The sequence below is a fragment of the Pseudomonas sp. WJP1 genome, from assembly GCF_028471945.1.
In the GTDB taxonomy this organism is placed as follows: Bacteria; Pseudomonadota; Gammaproteobacteria; order Pseudomonadales; family Pseudomonadaceae; genus Aquipseudomonas.
In genome coordinates this window covers 4,704,224-4,723,695 of the sequence record NZ_CP110128.1, presented here as the reverse complement: position 1 = coordinate 4,723,695, position 19,472 = coordinate 4,704,224, and the positions used below count along the sequence as shown (strand labels likewise).

At 62.7% G+C, this 19,472-nt stretch carries 20 protein-coding genes; 8 read left to right on the top strand and 12 right to left on the bottom strand.

Features of this window, described 5'->3' with window-relative positions; translation table 11 throughout:
- Positions 1 to 61: 61 nt before the first annotated feature.
- Positions 62 to 976: a LysR family transcriptional regulator gene (locus tag OH720_RS21205; protein ID WP_272602796.1), complete on the bottom strand. Its 915-nt coding sequence runs from the start codon at positions 974 to 976 to the stop codon at positions 62 to 64.
- Positions 977 to 1,127: 151 nt separating this feature from the next.
- On the opposite strand from OH720_RS21205, the gene speB reads away from it, so the two are divergent.
- The 5 genes from speB to OH720_RS21180 all read left to right on the top strand — a co-directional run bounded on the left by speB (position 1,128) and on the right by OH720_RS21180 (position 7,780).
- Entirely contained in the window at positions 1,128 to 2,129 is a 1,002-nt protein-coding gene (gene speB / locus OH720_RS21200; RefSeq protein ID WP_272602795.1) for an agmatinase, read from the top strand.
- A gap of 55 nt (positions 2,130 to 2,184) precedes the next feature.
- On the top strand, positions 2,185 to 3,696 hold the full coding sequence (locus tag OH720_RS21195) for an aldehyde dehydrogenase family protein (protein WP_272602794.1): 1,512 nt from the start codon (positions 2,185 to 2,187) through the stop codon (positions 3,694 to 3,696).
- Positions 3,697 to 3,876: 180 nt separating this feature from the next.
- Positions 3,877 to 5,451, top strand: coding sequence for a purine-cytosine permease family protein (locus OH720_RS21190; protein ID WP_272602793.1), 1,575 nt, complete (start codon positions 3,877 to 3,879; stop codon positions 5,449 to 5,451).
- Between the two features lie 2 nt (positions 5,452 to 5,453).
- Positions 5,454 to 7,142: a choline dehydrogenase gene (betA, locus tag OH720_RS21185; RefSeq protein ID WP_272602792.1), complete on the top strand. Its 1,689-nt coding sequence runs from the start codon at positions 5,454 to 5,456 to the stop codon at positions 7,140 to 7,142.
- A gap of 179 nt (positions 7,143 to 7,321) precedes the next feature.
- A complete protein-coding gene (locus tag OH720_RS21180; protein WP_272602791.1) occupies positions 7,322 to 7,780 on the top strand; it encodes a GNAT family N-acetyltransferase in 459 nt (152 codons plus the stop codon).
- Between the two features lies 1 nt (position 7,781).
- On the opposite strand, the gene OH720_RS21175 is transcribed toward OH720_RS21180, so the two are convergent.
- Together OH720_RS21175 and OH720_RS21170 are read right to left on the bottom strand one after the other, a co-directional pair.
- A complete protein-coding gene (locus OH720_RS21175) occupies positions 7,782 to 8,099 on the bottom strand; it encodes an NIPSNAP family protein (RefSeq protein ID WP_008055757.1) in 318 nt (105 codons plus the stop codon).
- Between the two features lie 16 nt (positions 8,100 to 8,115).
- Positions 8,116 to 9,000 carry an AraC family transcriptional regulator gene (locus tag OH720_RS21170; RefSeq protein WP_272602790.1) on the bottom strand — a complete coding sequence of 295 codons (885 nt, stop codon included), beginning with the start codon at positions 8,998 to 9,000 and terminating at the stop codon, positions 8,116 to 8,118.
- Between the two features lie 155 nt (positions 9,001 to 9,155).
- Here OH720_RS21170 and OH720_RS21165 point away from each other — a divergent pair, with 155 nt between their 5' ends.
- Positions 9,156 to 9,875, top strand: coding sequence for a cysteine hydrolase family protein (locus tag OH720_RS21165; RefSeq protein WP_272602789.1), 720 nt, complete (start codon positions 9,156 to 9,158; stop codon positions 9,873 to 9,875).
- Positions 9,876 to 10,011: 136 nt separating this feature from the next.
- On the opposite strand, the gene OH720_RS21160 is transcribed toward OH720_RS21165, so the two are convergent.
- Positions 10,012 to 10,917 (bottom strand): LysR family transcriptional regulator, encoded by a 906-nt coding sequence (locus OH720_RS21160; protein WP_272602788.1) that lies wholly within the window; start codon positions 10,915 to 10,917, stop codon positions 10,012 to 10,014.
- A 130-nt stretch (positions 10,918 to 11,047) separates the two neighbouring features.
- Here OH720_RS21160 and OH720_RS21155 point away from each other — a divergent pair, with 130 nt between their 5' ends.
- Positions 11,048 to 11,878, top strand: a complete 831-nt coding sequence (locus OH720_RS21155) for an oxidoreductase (RefSeq protein ID WP_272602787.1) — start codon at positions 11,048 to 11,050, stop codon at positions 11,876 to 11,878.
- Between the two features lie 57 nt (positions 11,879 to 11,935).
- Here the strand turns inward: OH720_RS21155 and OH720_RS21150 are convergent, their stop codons facing one another.
- A complete protein-coding gene (locus OH720_RS21150) occupies positions 11,936 to 12,337 on the bottom strand; it encodes a cupin domain-containing protein (protein WP_272602786.1) in 402 nt (133 codons plus the stop codon).
- A gap of 39 nt (positions 12,338 to 12,376) precedes the next feature.
- Positions 12,377 to 13,126, bottom strand: a complete 750-nt coding sequence (locus OH720_RS21145; protein WP_272602785.1) for an SDR family oxidoreductase — start codon at positions 13,124 to 13,126, stop codon at positions 12,377 to 12,379.
- A 193-nt stretch (positions 13,127 to 13,319) separates the two neighbouring features.
- Here OH720_RS21145 and OH720_RS21140 point away from each other — a divergent pair, with 193 nt between their 5' ends.
- The gene (locus tag OH720_RS21140; RefSeq protein ID WP_272602784.1) at positions 13,320 to 13,700 is read left to right on the top strand and encodes a c-type cytochrome; all 381 of its coding nucleotides are present in this window, start codon (positions 13,320 to 13,322) and stop codon (positions 13,698 to 13,700) included.
- Positions 13,701 to 13,786: 86 nt separating this feature from the next.
- Here OH720_RS21140 and OH720_RS21135 read toward each other — a convergent pair whose 3' ends face one another.
- From OH720_RS21135 to OH720_RS21110, 6 genes are all read right to left on the bottom strand, one after another.
- Positions 13,787 to 14,671 (bottom strand): ChaN family lipoprotein, encoded by an 885-nt coding sequence (locus OH720_RS21135; RefSeq protein WP_272602783.1) that lies wholly within the window; start codon positions 14,669 to 14,671, stop codon positions 13,787 to 13,789.
- Between the two features lie 25 nt (positions 14,672 to 14,696).
- Positions 14,697 to 15,464, bottom strand: a complete 768-nt coding sequence (locus tag OH720_RS21130) for a heme ABC transporter ATP-binding protein (protein ID WP_272602782.1) — start codon at positions 15,462 to 15,464, stop codon at positions 14,697 to 14,699.
- Positions 15,464 to 16,447 carry a FecCD family ABC transporter permease gene (locus OH720_RS21125; RefSeq protein WP_180205430.1) on the bottom strand — a complete coding sequence of 328 codons (984 nt, stop codon included), beginning with the start codon at positions 16,445 to 16,447 and terminating at the stop codon, positions 15,464 to 15,466. The genes OH720_RS21130 and OH720_RS21125 overlap by 1 nt, the downstream gene beginning before the upstream one ends.
- A 50-nt stretch (positions 16,448 to 16,497) precedes the next feature.
- On the bottom strand, positions 16,498 to 17,397 hold the full coding sequence (locus OH720_RS21120; RefSeq protein ID WP_272602781.1) for a heme/hemin ABC transporter substrate-binding protein: 900 nt from the start codon (positions 17,395 to 17,397) through the stop codon (positions 16,498 to 16,500).
- Between the two features lie 359 nt (positions 17,398 to 17,756).
- The gene (locus tag OH720_RS21115; protein ID WP_272602780.1) at positions 17,757 to 18,959 is read right to left on the bottom strand and encodes an NAD(P)/FAD-dependent oxidoreductase; all 1,203 of its coding nucleotides are present in this window, start codon (positions 18,957 to 18,959) and stop codon (positions 17,757 to 17,759) included.
- Between the two features lie 130 nt (positions 18,960 to 19,089).
- Positions 19,090 to 19,455, bottom strand: coding sequence for a response regulator transcription factor (locus tag OH720_RS21110; RefSeq protein WP_272602779.1), 366 nt, complete (start codon positions 19,453 to 19,455; stop codon positions 19,090 to 19,092).
- Positions 19,456 to 19,472 lie beyond the last annotated feature (17 nt).

Below are 19,472 nucleotides of genomic sequence, written 5' to 3'. Positions count from 1 at the left end.
TGCAAGATGGGCGAACGAAAATCAGTATGCCGGGGTGAATTCGAATTTGGCGAGTGTCACGTCATCCGCTGGCGGTTTTGCGCGCGCTGGCGGCCAGGTCCTCGAGGAACGCCTGGAGGATCGGCGGCGGCGCCACGCCGCGCCGGGTGATCACGTCGAACGGCGACTTCAGGCGCAGGCTCGCCGGACCCAGTTGATGCATCTCCCCTGACTTGAGCCACTGGGCGGCGAAGTGCTCCGGCAAAAAGCCCATGTAGGCGCCGGAGATGATCAGGATCGCCGAGGCCTCGATGTTGTCCACGGTGGCCGCCGCCTTGTTCACGCCCAGGTGTTCCAGGTCGTATTGCTGCATGTAGCCGCGCACGACGATGCGGCCCGCGCCGATTTCTTCAAGCAGCTCGGCACCTTCGGCATTGCTTCCGTACAGCGGATGTCGGCGCCCGCAGTACAAGCCCAGCGCCTCCTGATACAGCGGCGCTTGCAGCAGGCCCGGGACATGGATCGGGAAGTGCCCGATGGCCAGGTGCAGGCGGCCGTCGAGCACCCGTTCTTCGAGTTCTGCTGGAGTGCCGACGTACACGTTCAGGTGCACGTCATGCCCGCGCGAGACGAAGCGCTGGGTGGTGCGCGGGATCGGCGAATCGGGGTCGGTGATGGTGGTGTCGATGATCCCCAGGTTGAGCTTGCCGCTGATGTGCTGCTTGAGCACGTCGGCGTCCATGCAGAAATTTTCCACCGCCGATAGCAGGCGCTGGGTGGCTTCGTGAATCGCCACCCCTTGCTCGGTCAGGCGGAAGCCGCTGCGCCCGCGCTGGCAGAGTTTGACGCCGAGGCGGGTTTCCAGGTGGGTCATCTGTTCGCTGATGGTCGACTGCCCGGCGTTCAACGCCGCCTGGGCGGCCGAGAAACCGCCGCAGCGGACAATCGTGGCAAATACCCTGAGCAGTTTCAGGTCGACATCGTGCAGCTGGATCATCGGGAACCTCCGGCATGGGGATGCATCGGGAATACCGATATGAGTATCTGATGTTTAGCATTTTTTCCACGAAAACCTGCGCTCATAGTCTTTCCAACGGCGGTCGCCTTGCAGTCCGTCAAGCCGATAACAAGAAGTGGAGAGGCTAGAAATGTCGAACAACGGTTATGAATCCGGTCGCCTGAACCTGCCATTCGTAGGTCATTGCACCTTTGGCAAATCCCCGGTGTGCACCGATTGGGACGCGCTGGATGCCGACGTCGCGGTGCTTGGCGTACCCAATGACATGGGCACCCAGTGGCGCTCCGGGGCACGCTTCGGACCACGCGGGATTCGTGAAGCATCGACGCTGTTTTCCTTCGGCCACGCCGGCGCCTATGACCACGAAGATGACGTGATGTACCTGACGGCGTCAGACGTGCGCATGGTCGACGTCGGTGATGCCGACATCGTCCACACCGACATGGAAACCAGTAACAAGAACACCGAATACGCCGTGCGCAAGATTCTCGATGCCGGTGTGATGCCGGTGGTGCTGGGCGGCGATCACTCGGTGCACGCGCCGGTGATCAAGGCCTTCGAAGGCCGCGGCCCGATCCATATCATCCACTTCGATGCACACCTGGATTTCGTCGACGAGCGCCATGGCGTGCGTTACGGCCACGGCAACCCGCTGCGCCGCGCCTCGGAAATGAACCACATTGTCGGCATGACCCAGATGGGTATCCGCAACGTCTCGTCGTCCAACCGCGACGACTACGAAGCGGCCCACGAAGCCGGTTCGAAGATCCTCTCGGTGCGCGATGTGCGTCGCCTCGGCGTCGAAGGCGTACTGGCGCTGATCCCGCAGAACATCAACTACTACATCACCATCGACATCGACGGTTTCGACCCGTCCATCGCCCCCGGCACCGGCACCCCGAGCCACGGCGGCTTCCTCTACTACGAAGTGCTGGAAATCATCCAGGCCCTGGCCAAGCGCAGCAAAGGCAACATTGTCGGCATGGACCTGGTGGAGGTTGCACCGGTGTATGACCCGACCGGCATGACCTCGATTCTTGCCGCGCAGCTGCTGCTCAACAGCATCGGTTTCATCTTCCATGAGCGAGGAAAGGTACGAGCGGCCGCTGAAAGCGAAACCTCTCCAGCCTGAACATCGAAACCACAAAGCCCCGGCAGTGCCTGACTGCCGGGCAGAGAGAATAAAAATGGACACGATCGTCAAGAATTACCTGCAGAAGTTCGGCATCAGCGAAGCCACCCAGACCTTCCTCGGCAAAGCGCAAAAGATGTTCATTGGCGGCGCCTGGGTCGACGCCAGCGACGGCCAGACGTCCGCAGTCATCGAGCCCTCGACCGAAGGCCTGATCACCCGCATTCCCATGGGCACCACTGAAGACCTGGACCGCGCCGTGCAAGCCGCCCGTGCGCAGTTCGACGGTGGCGAATGGAGCCAGGCCAAACCGGCGCAACGCGAACGCCTGATCCAGCGCCTGGCGGACTTGATCGAACAGAACGCCGCGGAACTTGCGCAAATCGAATCGATCGACATGGGCAAGTCAGTCGCCTTCGCCAGGGACGTCGATATCCAGGGTACCGTCGATACCCTGCGTTACTTCGCCGGGTGGGCCACCAAGCTCCACGGGCGCACCGTCGAGCCGTCGCTGCCGGGCAATTACCTGGCCTATACCCGCAAGGAAGCGGTGGGCGTGGTCGGCGCCATCGTGCCGTGGAACTTCCCGCTGCAAACCATGGCCTGGAAACTCGGCGCGGCGCTGGCCACCGGTTGCACAGTGGTCGTCAAGCCCGCCGAGCTGACCTCGCTGTCGGCCCTGCGTTTCGCTGAGCTGGTGCAGGAAGCGGGCATTCCCGACGGCGTGATCAACATCGTCACCGGGCGCGGCAGCGTGGTCGGCGCAGCCATGACCACCCACCCCGGCATCGACAAATTGACTTTCACCGGTTCGACCCCGGTAGGCCTTACCGTTGGCCGCGCGGCGCTGGACGACATGAAGCGGCTGACCCTTGAGCTCGGCGGAAAGTCGCCGGTCATCGTGTTTGCCGATGCCGACATTCCGGCCGCGGCACAAGCGGTCGCCAATGGCGTGTTTTTCAACTCCGGGCAGGTATGCGATGCCGGCACGCGGGCTTATATTCATAGCAGCGTCCATGACGAATTCCTGCGTGAACTGATCGCCTACACACGCACCCTGAAAATGGCCCCGGGCCTGGACCCGGACTGCTTCATCGGCCCACTGGTCTCGGCCCTGCAAAAGCAGCGCGTGACCGAGTACATCGAGACCGGCAAGGCCGAAGGCGCCGAGCTGGTCTACGGCGGCCAACCGGTCGATGGCCCTGGCTTCTTCGTCGAGCCGACCATCTTCGCCAACTGCCGCAACGACATGCGCATCGTCCAGGAAGAGATCTTCGGCCCGGTGCTGGTCACCGCTCCCTTCGACGATGAGGAAGAGGCGCTGGCCCTGGCCAATGACTCGCCCTTTGGCCTGGCGGCAGCCCTGTATTCCAACGACCTGGGCAAGGTGCACAGCCTGATACCCCGCCTCAAGGCCGGCTCGGTCTACGTCAACGCCCACGGCACCCTCGACCCGTCGATGCCGTTCGGTGGCTACAAGCAGTCCGGGTTCGGCAAGGACCTGGGCGCCGAGCAGCTCGATTACCTGCTCGAAACGAAGGCGGTGTGGATCACGCTGCCAGGCTGACGCCAGCCCTTTGTAGGAGCGAGCCTGCTCGCGATGAACTCAAGAGCACCACAGGGTGTCAGGTTGCCAGCGTTATCGTTGACGACCATCGCGAGCAGGCTCGCTCCTACAGGTTAATCGGCACGGACGCGAAAAGAACGCGGTTATCTCGTCATGATCTTCCAACAATAAGAGTCCATCATGAACACTAACGCCAAGTCCGCCACGAGTGTCTCTTCCCTCGACGACAAGTCCGTCGTCGAGGGGCATTCGATTGACTTCATCCCCGAGAACGAGCGCACCGACAAACTGTCGAGCCAGGGCCCGTTCTGGTTCCTCGGCAATTTCACCTTCTTCACCATGACCATCGGCTTCGTCGGCCCCAGCGTCGGCCTGACCGCGCTCTGGACCACACTCGCCGGCACCCTGGGCATCATGTTCGGCACGCTGTTCATGGCGTTTCACGGTTCGCAGGGCCCGCACCTCGGCCTGCCGCAGATGATCCAGTCCCGTGCGCAGTTCGGTTACCGCGGCGTGATCCTGGTGCTTTTGGCAACGCTGTTCGTGTTCGCCGGGTTCAACATCGTCAATCTGGTGCTGATGATGCAGGGCCTGCACACGCTGTTCGGTTTCAACCCCGCGGTGATCGCGGTGGCGGTGACCATCCCGGCGGCGGTGTTGGCGATCCTCGGCCATGACTGGATGCACCGCAGCTTCAAATGGGCGTTGTACCTGTCGTTGCCGCTGTACGGCCTGGTGACCCTGGCGGTGTTGATGGGCTGGGTGCCGGATGCCGTGTTGCCGGCGCTCGCCGAGGGCGAAGCGGCCCCGGCGCCGCTGGGCTTCAACTGGACCGGTTTCATCGCGCAGTTCGCGGCGGCGGCGAGTTACAACATCGCCTATGCCCCGTACGTGTCGGACTACTCGCGTTACCTGCCGAAGAACACCTCCAGCGGCAAGCTGATCGCCGTGGTGTTTCTCGGGGCGTCGTTGTCCGGTGCGTGGATGATCTCCGTCGGTGGCTGGCTGGCCGATCACCTGCATTCGACCGATGTGCTGGTGGCCTTGGGTCAAGTCGGCAACACCGTGTCGCCGCTGATGGGCACCGCGGTCGTGGTGGTGACCATCCTGGCTTTCCTGCCGGTGATCGCGATGAACATCTACAGCGCCAAGCTGACGACCCTGACCTGTGTCGATTCGATCAAGCACATCGAGCCGACCCGCAAGGCGCGGATCCTCGCCATCGCTTTCGTGATCCTGCTGCAACTGGGCGTGGCCCTGAGCATCCAGAGTTCCGGCAAAGGCCTGTCGGTGCTCGGCATCTACCTGGTGGTGATGCTGTACTTCCTGGTGCCCTGGACCTCGGTCAACCTCACGGACTACTTCTTCGTGCGCAAGGGCCGCTACGCCATCCCGCACTTCTTCATGCCCCACGGCAACATCTACGGCAGCTGGGGCTTGCGCGGCATCGTCGCCTACGCCATCGGCTTCATCTCGATGATTCCGTTCTTCTACATCTACGACGGCGTCGAACAACGCGAAGTGTATGTCGGCCCGCTGGCCAAGGCCCTGGGCAGCATCGACATCGCCTGGCTGGTGGGGCTGATCGTTTCGGGGCTGGCGTACTACTGGCTGAGCCGCTCGATTGACCTCAAACGCGAAGAAGCGGTGATCCAGCAGATCGAAAAGACCTCCCCGCAATACACCACCGGCGACACGTTGACCCACAAACAGCAACCACGGCCGGTATTCACTGAATCGACGGTCGGGAGATAGCCATGACCACGCAAAAATACGACTACATCATCATTGGCGCAGGCTCGGCAGGTTGTGTGTTGGCCAACCGCCTGAGCGAGGACCCGGCCACCTCGGTGCTGGTCCTGGAATTCGGCGGCAGCGACAAGAGCGTGATCATCCAGATGCCCAGCGCGTTCTCGATCCCGATGAACACCAAGAAGTACAACTGGCGCTACGAAACCGAGCCGGAAACCTACCTCAACGGCCGGCGCATTCATTGCCCACGGGGCAAGGTGCTGGGTGGTTCGTCGTCGATCAATGGCCTGGTGTATATCCGCGGCCATGCCCTGGATTTCGACGAATGGGAATCCCTAGGTGCCCAGGGCTGGGGTTACAAGAACTGCCTGCCGTACTTCAAGCGTGCCGAAAGCTACGAGTCCGGTGGCGACAGCTATCGCGGGCAGACCGGACCGCTGCACACCACCAACGGCAACCACATGAAAAACCCGTTGTACGGGGCCTGGGTCGAAGCCGGCGCGGAGGCGGGCTACATCAAGACCGAAGACTGCAACGGCTACATGCAGGAAGGTTTCGGCGCGATGCACATGACTGTGAAGAATGGCGTGCGCTGTTCCACCGCCAATGCGTACCTGCGTCCAGCCATGGGCCGTCCGAACTTGACGGTGATCACCCATGCGATGACGCGGCAGGTCATCCTCGAAGGCAAGCGTACGGTCGGGGTCATGTATGACCACGGCGGCCAGACCCACCAGGTGTACTGCAACCGCGAAGTACTCATCTCGTCCGGGCCGATTGGTTCGCCGCACCTGCTGCAACGCTCCGGTATCGGCCCGGCCGAAGTCCTGCGCAAGGCCGGGATCAACGTGCGCCACGACCTGCCGGGGGTAGGGGAGAACCTGCAGGATCACGCCGAGGTGTACATTCAGTTCGGCTGCAAGGAGCCGGTGACGCTCAACAGCAAGATGGACCCGCTGAGCAAACTGATGATCGGCTTGCGCTGGCTGCTGTTCAAGGACGGCCTGGGCGCCACCAACCACTTCGAGGCCGGTGGTTTCATCCGCTCCGAGAAGGGCCTGCGCTGGCCGGACATTCAGTTCCACTTCCTGCCGGCCGCGATGCGCTACGACGGCAACAAGCCGATCAAGGGCCACGGTTTCATGGTGCTCACGGGCCCGAACAAACCGAAAAGCCGTGGTTATGTGCGGGTGCGTTCGGCCGATCCGTACGAGCACCCGGAAATCCGCTTCAACTACCTGGAGCGCGAGGAGGACCGCGAAGGCTTCCGCCGTTGCATCCGCCTGACCCGGGAGATCATCGGGCAGAAGGCGATGGACCGTTTCCGCGACGGCGAAATCGCCCCTGGCGCGCTGGTGACCAGCGATGAAGACCTCGATGCCTTTGTCCGTGACAACCTCGAAAGCACTTACCACCCCTGTGGCTCGTGCCGCATGGGCGAGGACGACATGGCGGTGGTGGATTCCGAGCTGCGGGTGCATGGCATCCAGGGGTTGCGGGTGATCGACTCTTCGGTGTTCCCGACCGAACCGAACGGCAACCTCAATGCGCCGACCATCATGCTCGCCGAGCGGGCTTCGGACCTGGTTCGCGGGGTGAAGATGTTGCCGGCGTCGGATGTGCCGGTGGGGCTGGTGGAGAACTGGGAGAACAGCCAGCGCACGACCTTGCCGGGGCGTAACGTACGGGTCTGATCGCGATCCAATGTGGGAGCCAGCCTGCTGGCGATGAGGCCTTCAGATTCAACAGTGATGTTGACTGAAAGTCCGCTAACGCGAGCAGGCTCGCTCCCACAGGGGGGACGGTGATGTGAGGATTTTTTTCGTTGCTGTTGCTAGGCTGTAAATCCTTGAGACCGCAATGGAGCACCCTCATGGCTATCCTGGCCCTGCGCGCCGACGCCTCCCACATCGACATCATCGCCCCATTATTCGACGCCTATCGTGGTTTCTACGGCCAGCCGTCGAACCTGCCCCAGTCCCGCCACTTCATCGCCGAACGCATCGCTCGCGACGAGTCGGTGATCTTCTTCGCCGAGGACGCCAACGGTCAGGCGCTGGGTTTCGTGCAGATGTTCCCGACCTTTTCCTCCATCGACGCGCACCGCACCTGGCTGCTCGGCGACCTGTTCACCACGCCCGCCGCCCGAGGCAAAGGCGTTGGCACACTGCTGATGAACACCGCACGTGACTTTGCGCGGTTGATGGGCGCCAAGGGCATGACCCTGGAAACCGCCACCGACAACTTCAGTGCCCAGCGCCTGTATGAGTCGCTGGGCTATGTGCGCGATCCGGGCTACTACACCTATTGCCTGGATCTGCGCCAAGACTGAATCAGCGATCCCGGTCGCCAAACACCGGCCGCAAAAAGCTCCGCTCATAGCTGAGGATGAACTTTTTATCTTCGGCGAGTTTGAAGGCGGCAATGCACTCTGGGTCGCTCATCGATTGTTGGCGGTAACTTTCGTAGGCCGCCAGGCTTGGAAAGGTGAACATCGCCATGGCGATGTTGTTGGCGCCTTCGGACGGCAGGAAATAGCCGTGATGCTGGCCGCCGAATTTTTCCACCAGGGGAATCCACAGTTTGCCGTAATGCTCGAAGGCCTCGAGCTGGTAGGGGTCGATAACGTATTTCAGGTAGCACGTGATCATCGGTTCTCTCTCCGGGTTAAAAATTTTCAGCAGATTGTATGACCCGCGCCGTCAGCGGCGGCACGTCTTTGCCTGTTTCACAGCCATCGCGCTTGAGCCATTCGGCCGGCGGCAAACCCACCACATTGAGGAAGGTTCGGGAAAACGAGGCTTGCGAGCTGTAGCCGACCGTCGCGGCAATCACCTTGATCTGCACCCCGTCGCGCAACAGGTCCTGGGCCAGTTTCATGCGCCAGGCGGTGACGTAGCCCATCGGCGAAATGTCCATGATCCGGGTAAAACATGCCGAGAACCTGGACCGGGACATGTTCGCGAGGTGGGCCAGCTTCTCGACGGTCCAGAGCGTTTCGGGCTCCTGGTGAATCCGGTTGAACACCGCCCCGAGGCGGCCGTCCTGAAGGGCATACAGCAAGCCGCTGGATATCTTTCCCTCCATGACCGAACGCCGCACCAGCAGGACGAAAAGGTATTCGAGCAGCAGGTTCAGCGCCTTGGTCCGGCCGGGGGCCTGGCCGTGGAATTCGCCGACCAGGTTGCCGATCAGCGGAGCAAGGTTTTCCAGCGCCAGGAACGGAAATACCAGCGTCTCCTTGAGCCCGAGCGGGAAGGGCTGCAGGGCATTGCGTCCGAACCGGAACGAAGCGCAGATCAGTTCGGCGCCCTCGACCGAACTTGAGCGCAACTGGTAGCGACAACTGCTGGGGCAAAACAGCACGCTGGGTTCGCTGATCGCGATTTTCGGCAGCCCCGGCTGCACCATGTCGATGCCGCCGCGACTGATCACATGGATGAACGCCATGCCCGGCGGCTTGTCGAGTACCAGGGTGCCATCCACTATGCCGGCAAAAAACAGCCGGCCCTGCAGGTGGGTGCGCTCGAAAAATTCGGAAAGGATATCCATGTTAGAGACGCCCGGGTAAAGACGCTGTACGTCCTGGCAAAAGTGCAGCAGGGCGCGGCCGTAGGATGTAGTTCTCGCCGCCGATGGTAGACAACAGCCCTTGTTGGCGCCATGGCGCAGCGCGATTTTCTCGTCCACCACCGGAGTCTTTTGCCATGAGTAACGATTCGAGCCGCACCGTCCCGCCGTACGCTGACCCGGCAGAGCCAGCGCTGCCGGACCCGGGCATGAAGCTCGACCTGTCCCGCGCTGCGCTGGTGGTCATCGACCCGCAGATCGACTTCCTCAGCCCCGAGGGCGTGAGCTGGAGCGTGTTCGGCAAGAGTGTCGTCGAGCACGACGTGGTCAACCACCTCGGGCAGTTGTTTGCCGCTGCCAAGGGCGCGGGCATCACCGTCGCCGTTTCCCCACATTACTACTACCCGTGCGACCACCAATGGGATTTCGGCGGGCCGCTGGAAAAGGTCATGCACAGCATCTGCATGTTCGATCGCAAGGGACCGCTGACCCTCGACGGTTTCGAAAACTCCGGTGCCGACTTCATGCCCGAGTTCAAGCCGTACATCCTCGACGGCAAGACCATCATCGCTTCGCCGCACAAGGTGTATGGTCCTGAAACCAATGACCTGGCGCTGCAACTGCGCAAGCACGGCGTTTCGCAGGTCATCCTGGCGGGCATGGCGGCGAACCTGTGTGTCGAGTCGCACCTGCGTGAGTTGCTGGAGCAGGGCTTTGAAGTGGCCGTGGTCCGCGACGCCACCGCCGGGCCGAGCACGCCTGAAGGCGATGGTTACCTGGCTGCGCTGATCAATTACCGCTACATCGCCAATGCGCTGTGGACCACGGCGCAGACGCTGGACTATCTCAAGGCCTGATCGCCTTATTGGTTGGGGGCGGTTGTACCCGATCTCCTTGTAGGAGCGAGGCTTGCCCGCGAAGGCGGCCTTGGACTTTGCACTGGTCTTTCGGACGCCTTCGCCGGCAAGCCTGGCTCCTACAGGTCCAAAAACGCTATCGTGAACCGACCTCCCGAGCCGCTCGGGCAAATTCGATGAACGCCTTGAGCGTTGCCGGCACATGCCTTCGGCTTGGGTAGTACAGATGCAGGCCGGGGTAGTAGGGACACCAGTCGCCCAGCACCTGGATCAGGCTGCCGTCGGCAATCTGCGCCTTGACCATGTCTTCGAAGATGTAGGCAAGGCCCACCCCTTGCAACGCCGGGCCGACCATCAGGCTGACGTCGCCCAGGGTCAGTGGGCCGTCTATCTCGATTTCCTGGGCGATCCCACCCCGTTCGAACTCCCAGCGATACAACGCGCCACTGGGGAAACGATGGCGGATGCACGGCAGGCCATGCAAGTCCTCGGGTTTTTGCGGAACGGGATGTTTGCGGAAAAACGCCGTTGAACCCACGACCACGGAGCGCATGAAACTGCCAATCGGCAGGGAGACCATGTCCGCCTCCAACCGAACGCCGAAGCGCACGCCGGCGTCAAAACCCTGCGCCACCACATCGACCAGCGCGTCGTCCGTCACGATCTCAAGTTTCACGTCCGGGTAGGCTTCGAGGAACCTGCTGGCCATTGGCAGCAGCACCAGTTCGGCGGCCTGGCGACCCGCGGTGATTCTCAGGTTGCCCGAGGGTTTGTCGCGATAATGGTTCAGGTCTTCCAGGGCATCGTCGATATCGCGAAAGGCCGGTTTGAGCCGGGCAAAGAGGCGCTCGCCGGCTTCGGTCAGGCCGACGCTGCGGGTGGTGCGATTGAACAGCCTGACCCCGAGTCGGTTCTCCAGGGTGCGCACCGCATGGCTCAGCGCAGAAGGCGTCAACCCCAGTTCCACCGCTGCCCGGCTGAAATTCAGGTGAGTGGCCACGCACAGGAAGGTCGAAAGGTCAGCTGCCGAAGGCACTTTCATATGTGAATACCTTTCACAAAGTCATGCAAAATTACTGGGGTTATCACATCAGTAAGGCAGTTTTAAAGTGGCGTCAACTCATCGAGAAGGCCCGGCAATAACGCTCGGGTCGCTGACAGGAGGAGTTGAAATGCGTACTTGGTTCATTACTGGGGCTTCCCGTGGTTTTGGTACTCTCATCGCAGAACGTGCTCTGCGTGCCGGCGACGCGGTGATTGCCACGGCCCGTAAACCCGAAGAAATAATCGCCAGGCTCGGCGACCATCCCAACCTGCTGGCCGTGCGCCTGGACGTGACCCGCGAGGAGCAAGCGCATCAGGCCGTGGCAGAAGGCATCAAGCGTTTCGGCCGCATCGATGTACTCATCAACAATGCCGGGTTCGGCGTGTTGGGGGCGGTAGAGGAAACCAGCGCCAGCGAGACCGAGCGTCTGTTCGCCACCAACGTCTTCGGCGTACTCAACGTGACCCGGGCGGTGCTGCCGCACATGCGTCGTCAACGCAGCGGGCATGTGATCAACATTTCTTCCATCGGCGGCTACCAGGCCTACATGGGCTGGGGGGTCTACGGTTCCACCAAGTTTGCGGTAGAAGGCATTACCGAAGCGCTGCACCAGGAACTGGCGCCGCTGGGGATACACGCCACGGTGGTCGAGCCGGGCTTCTTCCGCACGGACTTCCTCGACGAGCAGTCGCTGGTGAAGACCGCGCTGGAACTGCCGGACTACGATGAAACCGTGGGCGCCATGCGCAAGCACGCCGAAGCCGCCAACCATGCCCAGCCGGGCGATCCGGTGAAGTTCGCCGAGGCCATGCTGGCCCTGGTCAATGCGCCGAAGCCGCCACAACGACTGGCACTGGGCAGCGATACCATCGCGCGCATCGAAGCGAAGAACCGCTTTGTCGCCCAGGAATTGGCGCAGTGGAACGAGCTGGCACTGTCTACCGATTTCAACGACTGATTGCAGAGCATAAAAATCCGGACCCCTTCACAGGGCTCCGGATTTTTTTGCATGAAATCAATCGACCGGAATGACCGGCGGCTTGCCCTGCTCCTTCAACAGGAATACGACAAATTTGGCCGGCTTGTCCTTGCTGGCATTGCGGCCCACCGTGTGGATGTCATTGGGACCTTCGTGGAAGCTTTGCCCCGGCGTCAGCGTGACTTCCTTGCCACCCTTGACCCCCATGACGACGGAGCCTTCGAGCACATAGACGAAGCCGTGGGCGTCATGCCGATGGACCGGGTCGGCACCGCCCGGTGGGTACTCGACGGTGAGCATCAACACTTCCTTGCCGGGGTAATCGGGAAGGGCGGTGACCGACACTTCCTTGACGTCCGGGGGCGGCGCGTCGGCGGCCAGGACCCGGGCCGGCAGGGTGGACAGTGCAAGCAGGGCGAGGAGAACGTGGGTTCGCATGGGACGCTCCTGATGAAGTTGGCGGGTTAGTGCTGACTGCTAGGCGCTGGTGCTCTTGAGCCACTGATCGAAGTGAATCTTGCCGAGGAGCGGATTGGCACCGGGTGTCAGCGACTGGTCATTGATAATCGCGCCGTAGTATCCGGCGCTATCGTCGGTGATCACTTCGCGCAAATCGCCGCTGTGTTGCAGATAGGTTTTGGCAAATGACACTAGCGGTTGCTTGTCGGGACCGGCGACTTCCTCGGTCTTGCCAGTGGGCGGCGCCACGGCAATTTTGGCCAGTGCCGCGGCGACATCGGCCGAGGCAATCGGCTGCAGGGCGGCCGAGGTCAGGCGAGCGCTGTCGCCTTGCATGCTGTATTGGACAATGGCACCAATGAATTCGAAAAACTGCGTGGCGCGCAGGATCGAGTAGGGCACACCGGCGTTCTTGATCAATTCCTCCTGGGCCATCTTGGCGCGAAAGTAGCCGCTTTCGAGCATCCGCTCCGTGCCCACTACCGAAAGCGCAACGTGATGCTTGACCCCGGCGGCCTTCTCGGCGGCGGCCAGGTTGCGCCCGGATTTTTCGAAGAATTCGAGCACGGCGGCATCTTCGAACGAGGGTGAGTTGGCGACGTCGACCACCACCTCGGCGCCTTGCAGGGCGGCCTGCAATCCTTCCCCGGTGACGGCGTTGACCCCGGTACTCGGCGTGGCGGGCACCACATCATGGCCACCTTCGCGCAGGAGTTTGCACAATTGTGTTCCGATCAAGCCGGTACCGCCGATGACGACAATTTTCATGATTGAGCCTCCGTCTGTTGGTGTGGGCGTGCCACGCACGATGTGAGTAGCTAGTCTAGGCGGGCGAAAGCGGGGCGTCGGTTGGCGGGATGGACGGCAGGCTCGGGCCTCGTGCGTCTGAAAAGCTTCGGTTTGGGGCCCTGGTCATGCTCAAATGGCGGCCATTTTTTTCGCTGCAGGCTGGAAGCTGGAAATGAACAAAGCGGCCGTGATGACCCTCGTACTGACCCTCGGCTTCGCCACGCAGGCGAGCGCGCAGGGTGATGCCGAGGCGGGCGGCAAACTGTTCAAGCGGGTGTGCGGCGGCTGCCATCAGATCGGCGAGTCGGCGCGGGCGTTTTTTGGTCCGCAACTCAACGGTGTCGTCGGACGGGTTGCCGGGAGCACCACGGACTATCAGTACTCCGACGCGATGAAGTCATCGGGCATTGTCTGGACCCGGGAAAAACTGGCGGCTTACATCGAAGACCCGAAAGCGGTGGTGTCGGGCACGCGGATGATTTTCTGGGGGATCAGCGATCAGGAGAAGATCGATGATTTGTTGGCTTACATAGAGACTTTTCCGACACCTTGAAGTTCAAGAGATCGCAGCCTGCGGCAGCTCCTACAGGTAATCGGGTAAATCTGTAGGAGCTGCCGCAGGCTGCGATCTTTTGCTGTTTAACGACCAAATGTCGCGCAATGATCCTGCTCCGGCTGCTTTGCGGTATACCACACGTAATCCACGCTTTCGGCGCTCACGGTCTTGCCCACTTCAGCCAACACCAGCACCGCATTGCCTTCACCTGCACCCAGGTCTTGCAGGTGCAGCGGCACCCCCAGATCCTTGCGCACATGGAACGCCCCGGCCAGCAACAGCGCAGGCGTCGGCGCCGCCAGCAGGCGCTCGGCCATGCGCCGGTCACGCTGTTGCTGCACTGCGAGCATCGCCGGCATTTGCGCTTCAGGCAGCAAGCCGCAATGGGACTCGCGGATGTCGTCCAGCAATGTCGCCTGCACCTGTTGGGTGGTGGACGCTTCGCCGCTCAGCGTCGGCCGCTGTTTGTAGATTTGCATGATCTGCGCCCGGTCCAGGTTGGCCGACAGCAGCGGGTAGGGTTGGCGCAGGGCGTAGGTCATCAGTGCGCCGTAGACACCCCAATCCCAATTGGCTTGCCAGGACAGTGCCTGATACGGGTCGGCCGGCGGTTGGCCGGCCCGGCTGGCGGCCTGGGCTGCATCGACGCTTGCCTGTTGGTCGGGGTTGAGCATTTCCATCAGCAGGCTGCCTTGCGGACGTTGCGCCGCCAGCTGGCGCAGCAGCCACAGTTGCAAGGCATGGTGATCGGGATTGTCGTGTTGCTCGCCGACCAGCACCCGCGGCGCAACGGCCAGGCGCTCTACCAGCTCTTTCGGGGTCAGGGTGCGCCCGCTGGCGAGCTCGCGGATCACGCCCAGGTCGGCATGATCGCGGCCTTGCGGAGAAATCACTGCCGGGGGCGGCGATACGGAGTGGGATTGGCACGCAGCCAGCAGGCTGATCAGGCATAACAGCACAATGCGCATCGGTTTTCCTCTTAGACGGCGGGTATCAACGCGCGATGATCAACGGATGACCGCGCTCCGGGTGCCGGTGAATCAACACTTGCAGTCCGTACACCGCTTCCACGGCCTGGGCAGTCAGGACTTCATCCGGCGGACCGTAGGCGTGCGGGCGACCCTCTTGCAACAGCAACAACTGATCGCAGTAACGGGCGGCCAGGTTCAGGTCGTGCAGGATCACCAGCACCGCCGCACCGCGCCCGGCGAAATCGCGCACCGCTTGCAGGATGGTGTGCTGGTGCAGCGGATCGAGCATCGAGGTCGGCTCGTCGAGCAACAGGGTCTGCCCCTCGGCCCCCGGCCACAATTGCGCGAGCACCCGCGCCAGGTGCACGCGCTGACGTTCGCCACCGGACAAGGCCAGATAACTGCGCCCCGCCAGGTGCAGGGCGTCGGCGGCACTCAGCGCCTCGGCGACGATTTCGGTATCGCGCACGCGACCACTGGCATGGGGCAGGCGGCCCATGCCCACCACATCATTGACCGAGAAGGCAAAATTCAGGCTCGAGCTCTGCGGCAACACCGCCAGGCGCCGCGCCCGCTCCTGGCCCGGCCAGTCGGCCAGGGGGCGTTCGTCGAGGCTGACCGTGCCTTGGTTGGCCGGCAACTCATCGCACAAGGCGGCGAGCAGGGTGCTTTTACCCGCGCCGTTGGGCCCCAGCACGCCGAGGACCTGGCCCGGATGCAACTGGATATCGATGTCCGCCAGCACGGTGCGACTGCCGCGCCGCACCAGCAAATTATTGGCCCGCAGCATCAGGAGCGCCCCCGTACCAGCAGATAAAGGAAGAAGGGTGCGCCGATGAGCGCGGTGACGATGCCGATCGGTAACTCGGCCGGTGCCAGCAGCAAACGGGCGACCAGATCGGCCAGCAACAACAGGCTGGCACCGGCCAGCAATGAAGCCGGCAGCAACACCCGATGATCCGGGCCGACCAGCAGCCGCATCAGGTGCGGCACCACCAGGCCGATGAAACCGATCAGGCCGGCCGCCGCCACTGCGGCCCCGACACCCAGCGCGGTGCACAGCACCAGTTCAAGCTTGATCCGCTCGACATTGAAGCCCAGGTGACGGGCTTCGGACTCCCCCAGCAGCATCGCATTGAGCGCCGCCGCGCGCCGCGGCAACCACAGCGCCACGCCCACCGCCACGATCAGCAACGGCCACAGGCGCGGGTAGCTGGCGCCGTTGAGGCTGCCCAGGTTCCAGAAGGTCAGGGTGCGCAGGGTGGCGTCATCGGCCAGGTAAGTGAACAGGCCAACCCCGGCCCCGGCCATGGCCGTCATCGCGACGCCTGCCAGGAGCATGGTGGCGACGTTGGTCTGGCCGTCGCTGCGGCCGAAGCGATAGACCACCGCCGTGACGATCAGTCCACCGGCGAAGGCGCACACCGACAACAGGTACGGTTCGATGGCAGGCGGCAAACCACCCAGCAGGCTGCCACCGACAATGGCCACCGCCGCGCCCAGTGCCGCGCCGCCGGACACGCCGACCAGCCCCGGGTCCGCCAGCGGATTGCGAAACAACCCTTGCATGGCCACCCCGGACAACGCGAGCACCGAGCCGACCGCGATCCCCAGCAAACTGCGCGGCAGGCGGATCTGACCGAGGATCAGCTGCGCCTGTTGGTTGTCGCCACCATCCACCGGCAATCCAAGCAGCCGCAGCCCGGCCAGCAGCGTATCGCCCAGCGGCAGGCTGACCGGCCCCAGGGCCAGGGACAGCCAGAACACCAGCAGCAATAACAGGCCCAGGGTAATCAGCATCGGCCGTGGCCGAACGATGGCCGTCATCGGGTGCTCTCTGTTGCCTGAAGCTCGGCAGTCTGCAGCGGTGCCGACGGATAGAACGCCTTCGACAGCGTGCCCAGGGCATCCGGCAGTCGCGGACCCAGGCCGCCGACCAGCAGCGTCGGGTCGATCACCAGCACCCGGCCTTCGCGACCGGCCGCGGTTTGCGCCAGGATCGGATTCTGCTCGAGCAGCGCTGCCCGCGCGGCATCGCCTTCCAGCTTGCTACTGGCGAAAACGATCACCTGTGGGTCCAGGGCCAACATCGCCTCGTTGGACACCGGCTTGTAGCCATTGTGTTCGGTAAGGTTTTTCCCGCCGGCCTGATCGATCATCCAGGCGGCCAGGGTGTCCTTGCCGGCGGCCTGGAGGTTGGCGCCGGCATGGTTGAGCAGCATCAACACCCGAGGAGCGGGGGTGTGCTGTTGCACCTGCCGGACCCACGCCGCCTGTTGTTCCAGGCGCTGCTGATAACCGGCCATCAGCGCCTGTGCTTGCGCCGGTTTGCCGAGCAGTTGCCCGAGCTCGGTCAGGTTATGTTGCAACGAGGGCAAGTCGGCCCTGGCCGACAGCAGCTCGATGCGCACCCCGGCAGCCTTGAGTTGCGCCAGAACCGGCGGCGGGCCCATTTCATCGCTGCCCACCAGGATGTCCGGCTTCAACGCCAGGATGCCTTCGGCGGCCAGCGCCCGCTGGTAGCCGATGCTTGGCAGGCTGTGCAATGAGCGCGGGTGCTGGCTGGTGCTGTCGACACCCACCAGCTTGCTTTCGCCACCGAGGGCGACCACCCATTCGCTGAACGCGCCACCGGCGCTGACCCAGCGCTGGGGCAGGGAGTCGGCCACGGCCATTTGGCTCAGGAGCACGCCAGCGCAGGCCAGCAATGATTTGATACGCATCAGGACGCTTCCTTAGTCGATCAGGACGGTGGTGGTTTCGGCCAGGGCACGTCGAACAGCGGGATGATCCGTTCACCGTCGACATCGAAACCTTCGAAGCGGGTGATGATGCCATCGACGTCCGGTTTGCGCACACGCCACTGTTAAGTTCTGCGCCGTGAACCTGAGATGACGAGGGGTAGCAGATAGACCGTGGCGCCTGATTCGCCGGCAAGCTCGGCTCCTACAGGGCTGGAGAAAAAACGCCCGCCAGAAAACCAGTGGCGGGCGCTTGGGAAAGGCCCCGGTCAGCAAGGAGGGGGCTGGCCGGGATGAGGATGAATGGTGAGGGCCGTGCGCGCCACGGCCGTCGATCGTCTTCAGGCCACCGGGATCAACGGGTCGGCCGCCGCCAGTGCCACGGCACGATCAGCCGCCGGCGGATAGATCCACAGGGTGTTGATCTGGGTCTTGAGTTCCTTGGCTTCGTGCCGGATCAGCTTGACCTGGCGATCCCAGCCCTCGGTGAACACCGCGCCCCAAGCGCCCAGGTCCAGGCAGGTCACGTATTTGGGTTGGCTGTAGGGCATCGGCTCCACACCCAGCAGCTCGGCGGCGACGTTGTTGCCCGCATAGCGCCCCAGGGCGATGGCGTGCTGGCAGGACATTGCCGCGAAGTTGCCCAGGTCATCGGTGGCGGCATAGGCCACGTCGCCGCTGGCGTACACATCGGCGTGACCGCGCACCTTGAGGTGCTGATCGACATGCAGGCGGCCCTGATGATCGCGGGTGCCTTGCACTTGCTCGGTCAGTGAGTGGGCACGGAAACCGACAGTCCAGATCACCGTGTTGGACTCGATGCGCTGGCCATCGGCGAGGGTGACGCCGTTGGCATCCACCGCGGCAACGGTGGCGTTGAGCACCCACTCGATGCCCAGGTGCTGCGAAGCTTCGACGATCGAGGGGCGAATGCCATCGCCCAGGGCGGCGGCCACTTGCGGGGCACGGTCAACCACGATGACCCGGATGTCGGCGTTTTCTCCGAGCACGGCACGCAGGCGCGCCGGCATTTCGGTCGCGGTTTCGATCCCGGTGAAACCACCGCCGGCCACCACCACGGTGTTGCGGGCGGCACTCACCGGCTTGTCTTTCAGGGATTTGATGTGAGCTTCCAGGCGCGTGGCGGATTCGATCTCGTCGACATCGAAAGCGTGCTCCAGCATGCCATCCACCGGCGGACGCATCAGCTTGCTGCCGGCGGCCAGCACCAGGCGGTCGTAGCTCAGCGTGCCCCGGATGCCCGCGGCGTTGGTGTAGCGGACCTGTTTGCTGTTTTCGTCGATGACCTCGGCCGAACCCTTGACGAATTTCACCCCCACGGCGTCGAACAGATCGTTCAGCGGTGCCTTCATGGTGTGCACGTCAGGCTCGTAGAAGCGCGGACGAATCCGCAGCTCGGCCTGAGGCGCCAACACGGTGATCTCGACGTCGTTTCGATCGTGCTTGTCCAGCAGGCGGGCCGCGCTCAATGCGCTCCAGACCCCACCGAACCCTGCACCAATAATCAAGATTTGCTGTTTCATTGTTTAGCTCCTGAAGAACAATCGAGGGCGGCTTGATCAGGCACTGATGTTATTCGAGGGGTTAAACGCTGGCACTGCTACATAGGGTCAGTTCGGGTATGACCAGGTATTAACGGGCTATACCAAGGTGTTAGCTGAGCACCGTTTCGATACAGGCGAGCAACTTTTCGATGGAGTAGGGCTTGGGGAAAAAGGCAATCGGCTTCATGGCTTGATGGCCCGGCATGCGCTGCGCAGAGGGGTTGCCGGTGATGAAGATGACCGGGATATGCATGCCCCTGGCCGCCAGTTCTTCATACATCGTGATTCCGTCCATTTCCGGCATTTGTATATCGCAGATCAGACACGAGGTAATAAGCGGGCCATCGGAATTGAGATATTCATGCGTCCCCGAATAAGTTCGCACTGTGTATCCACTGGATCGCAATAAACTGTCCAGGGCCAATCGAACCGACTCATCGTTATCGACTACGGCAATCATTGCCTCGTTGTGCATGGTGATGTCCTGCGTCG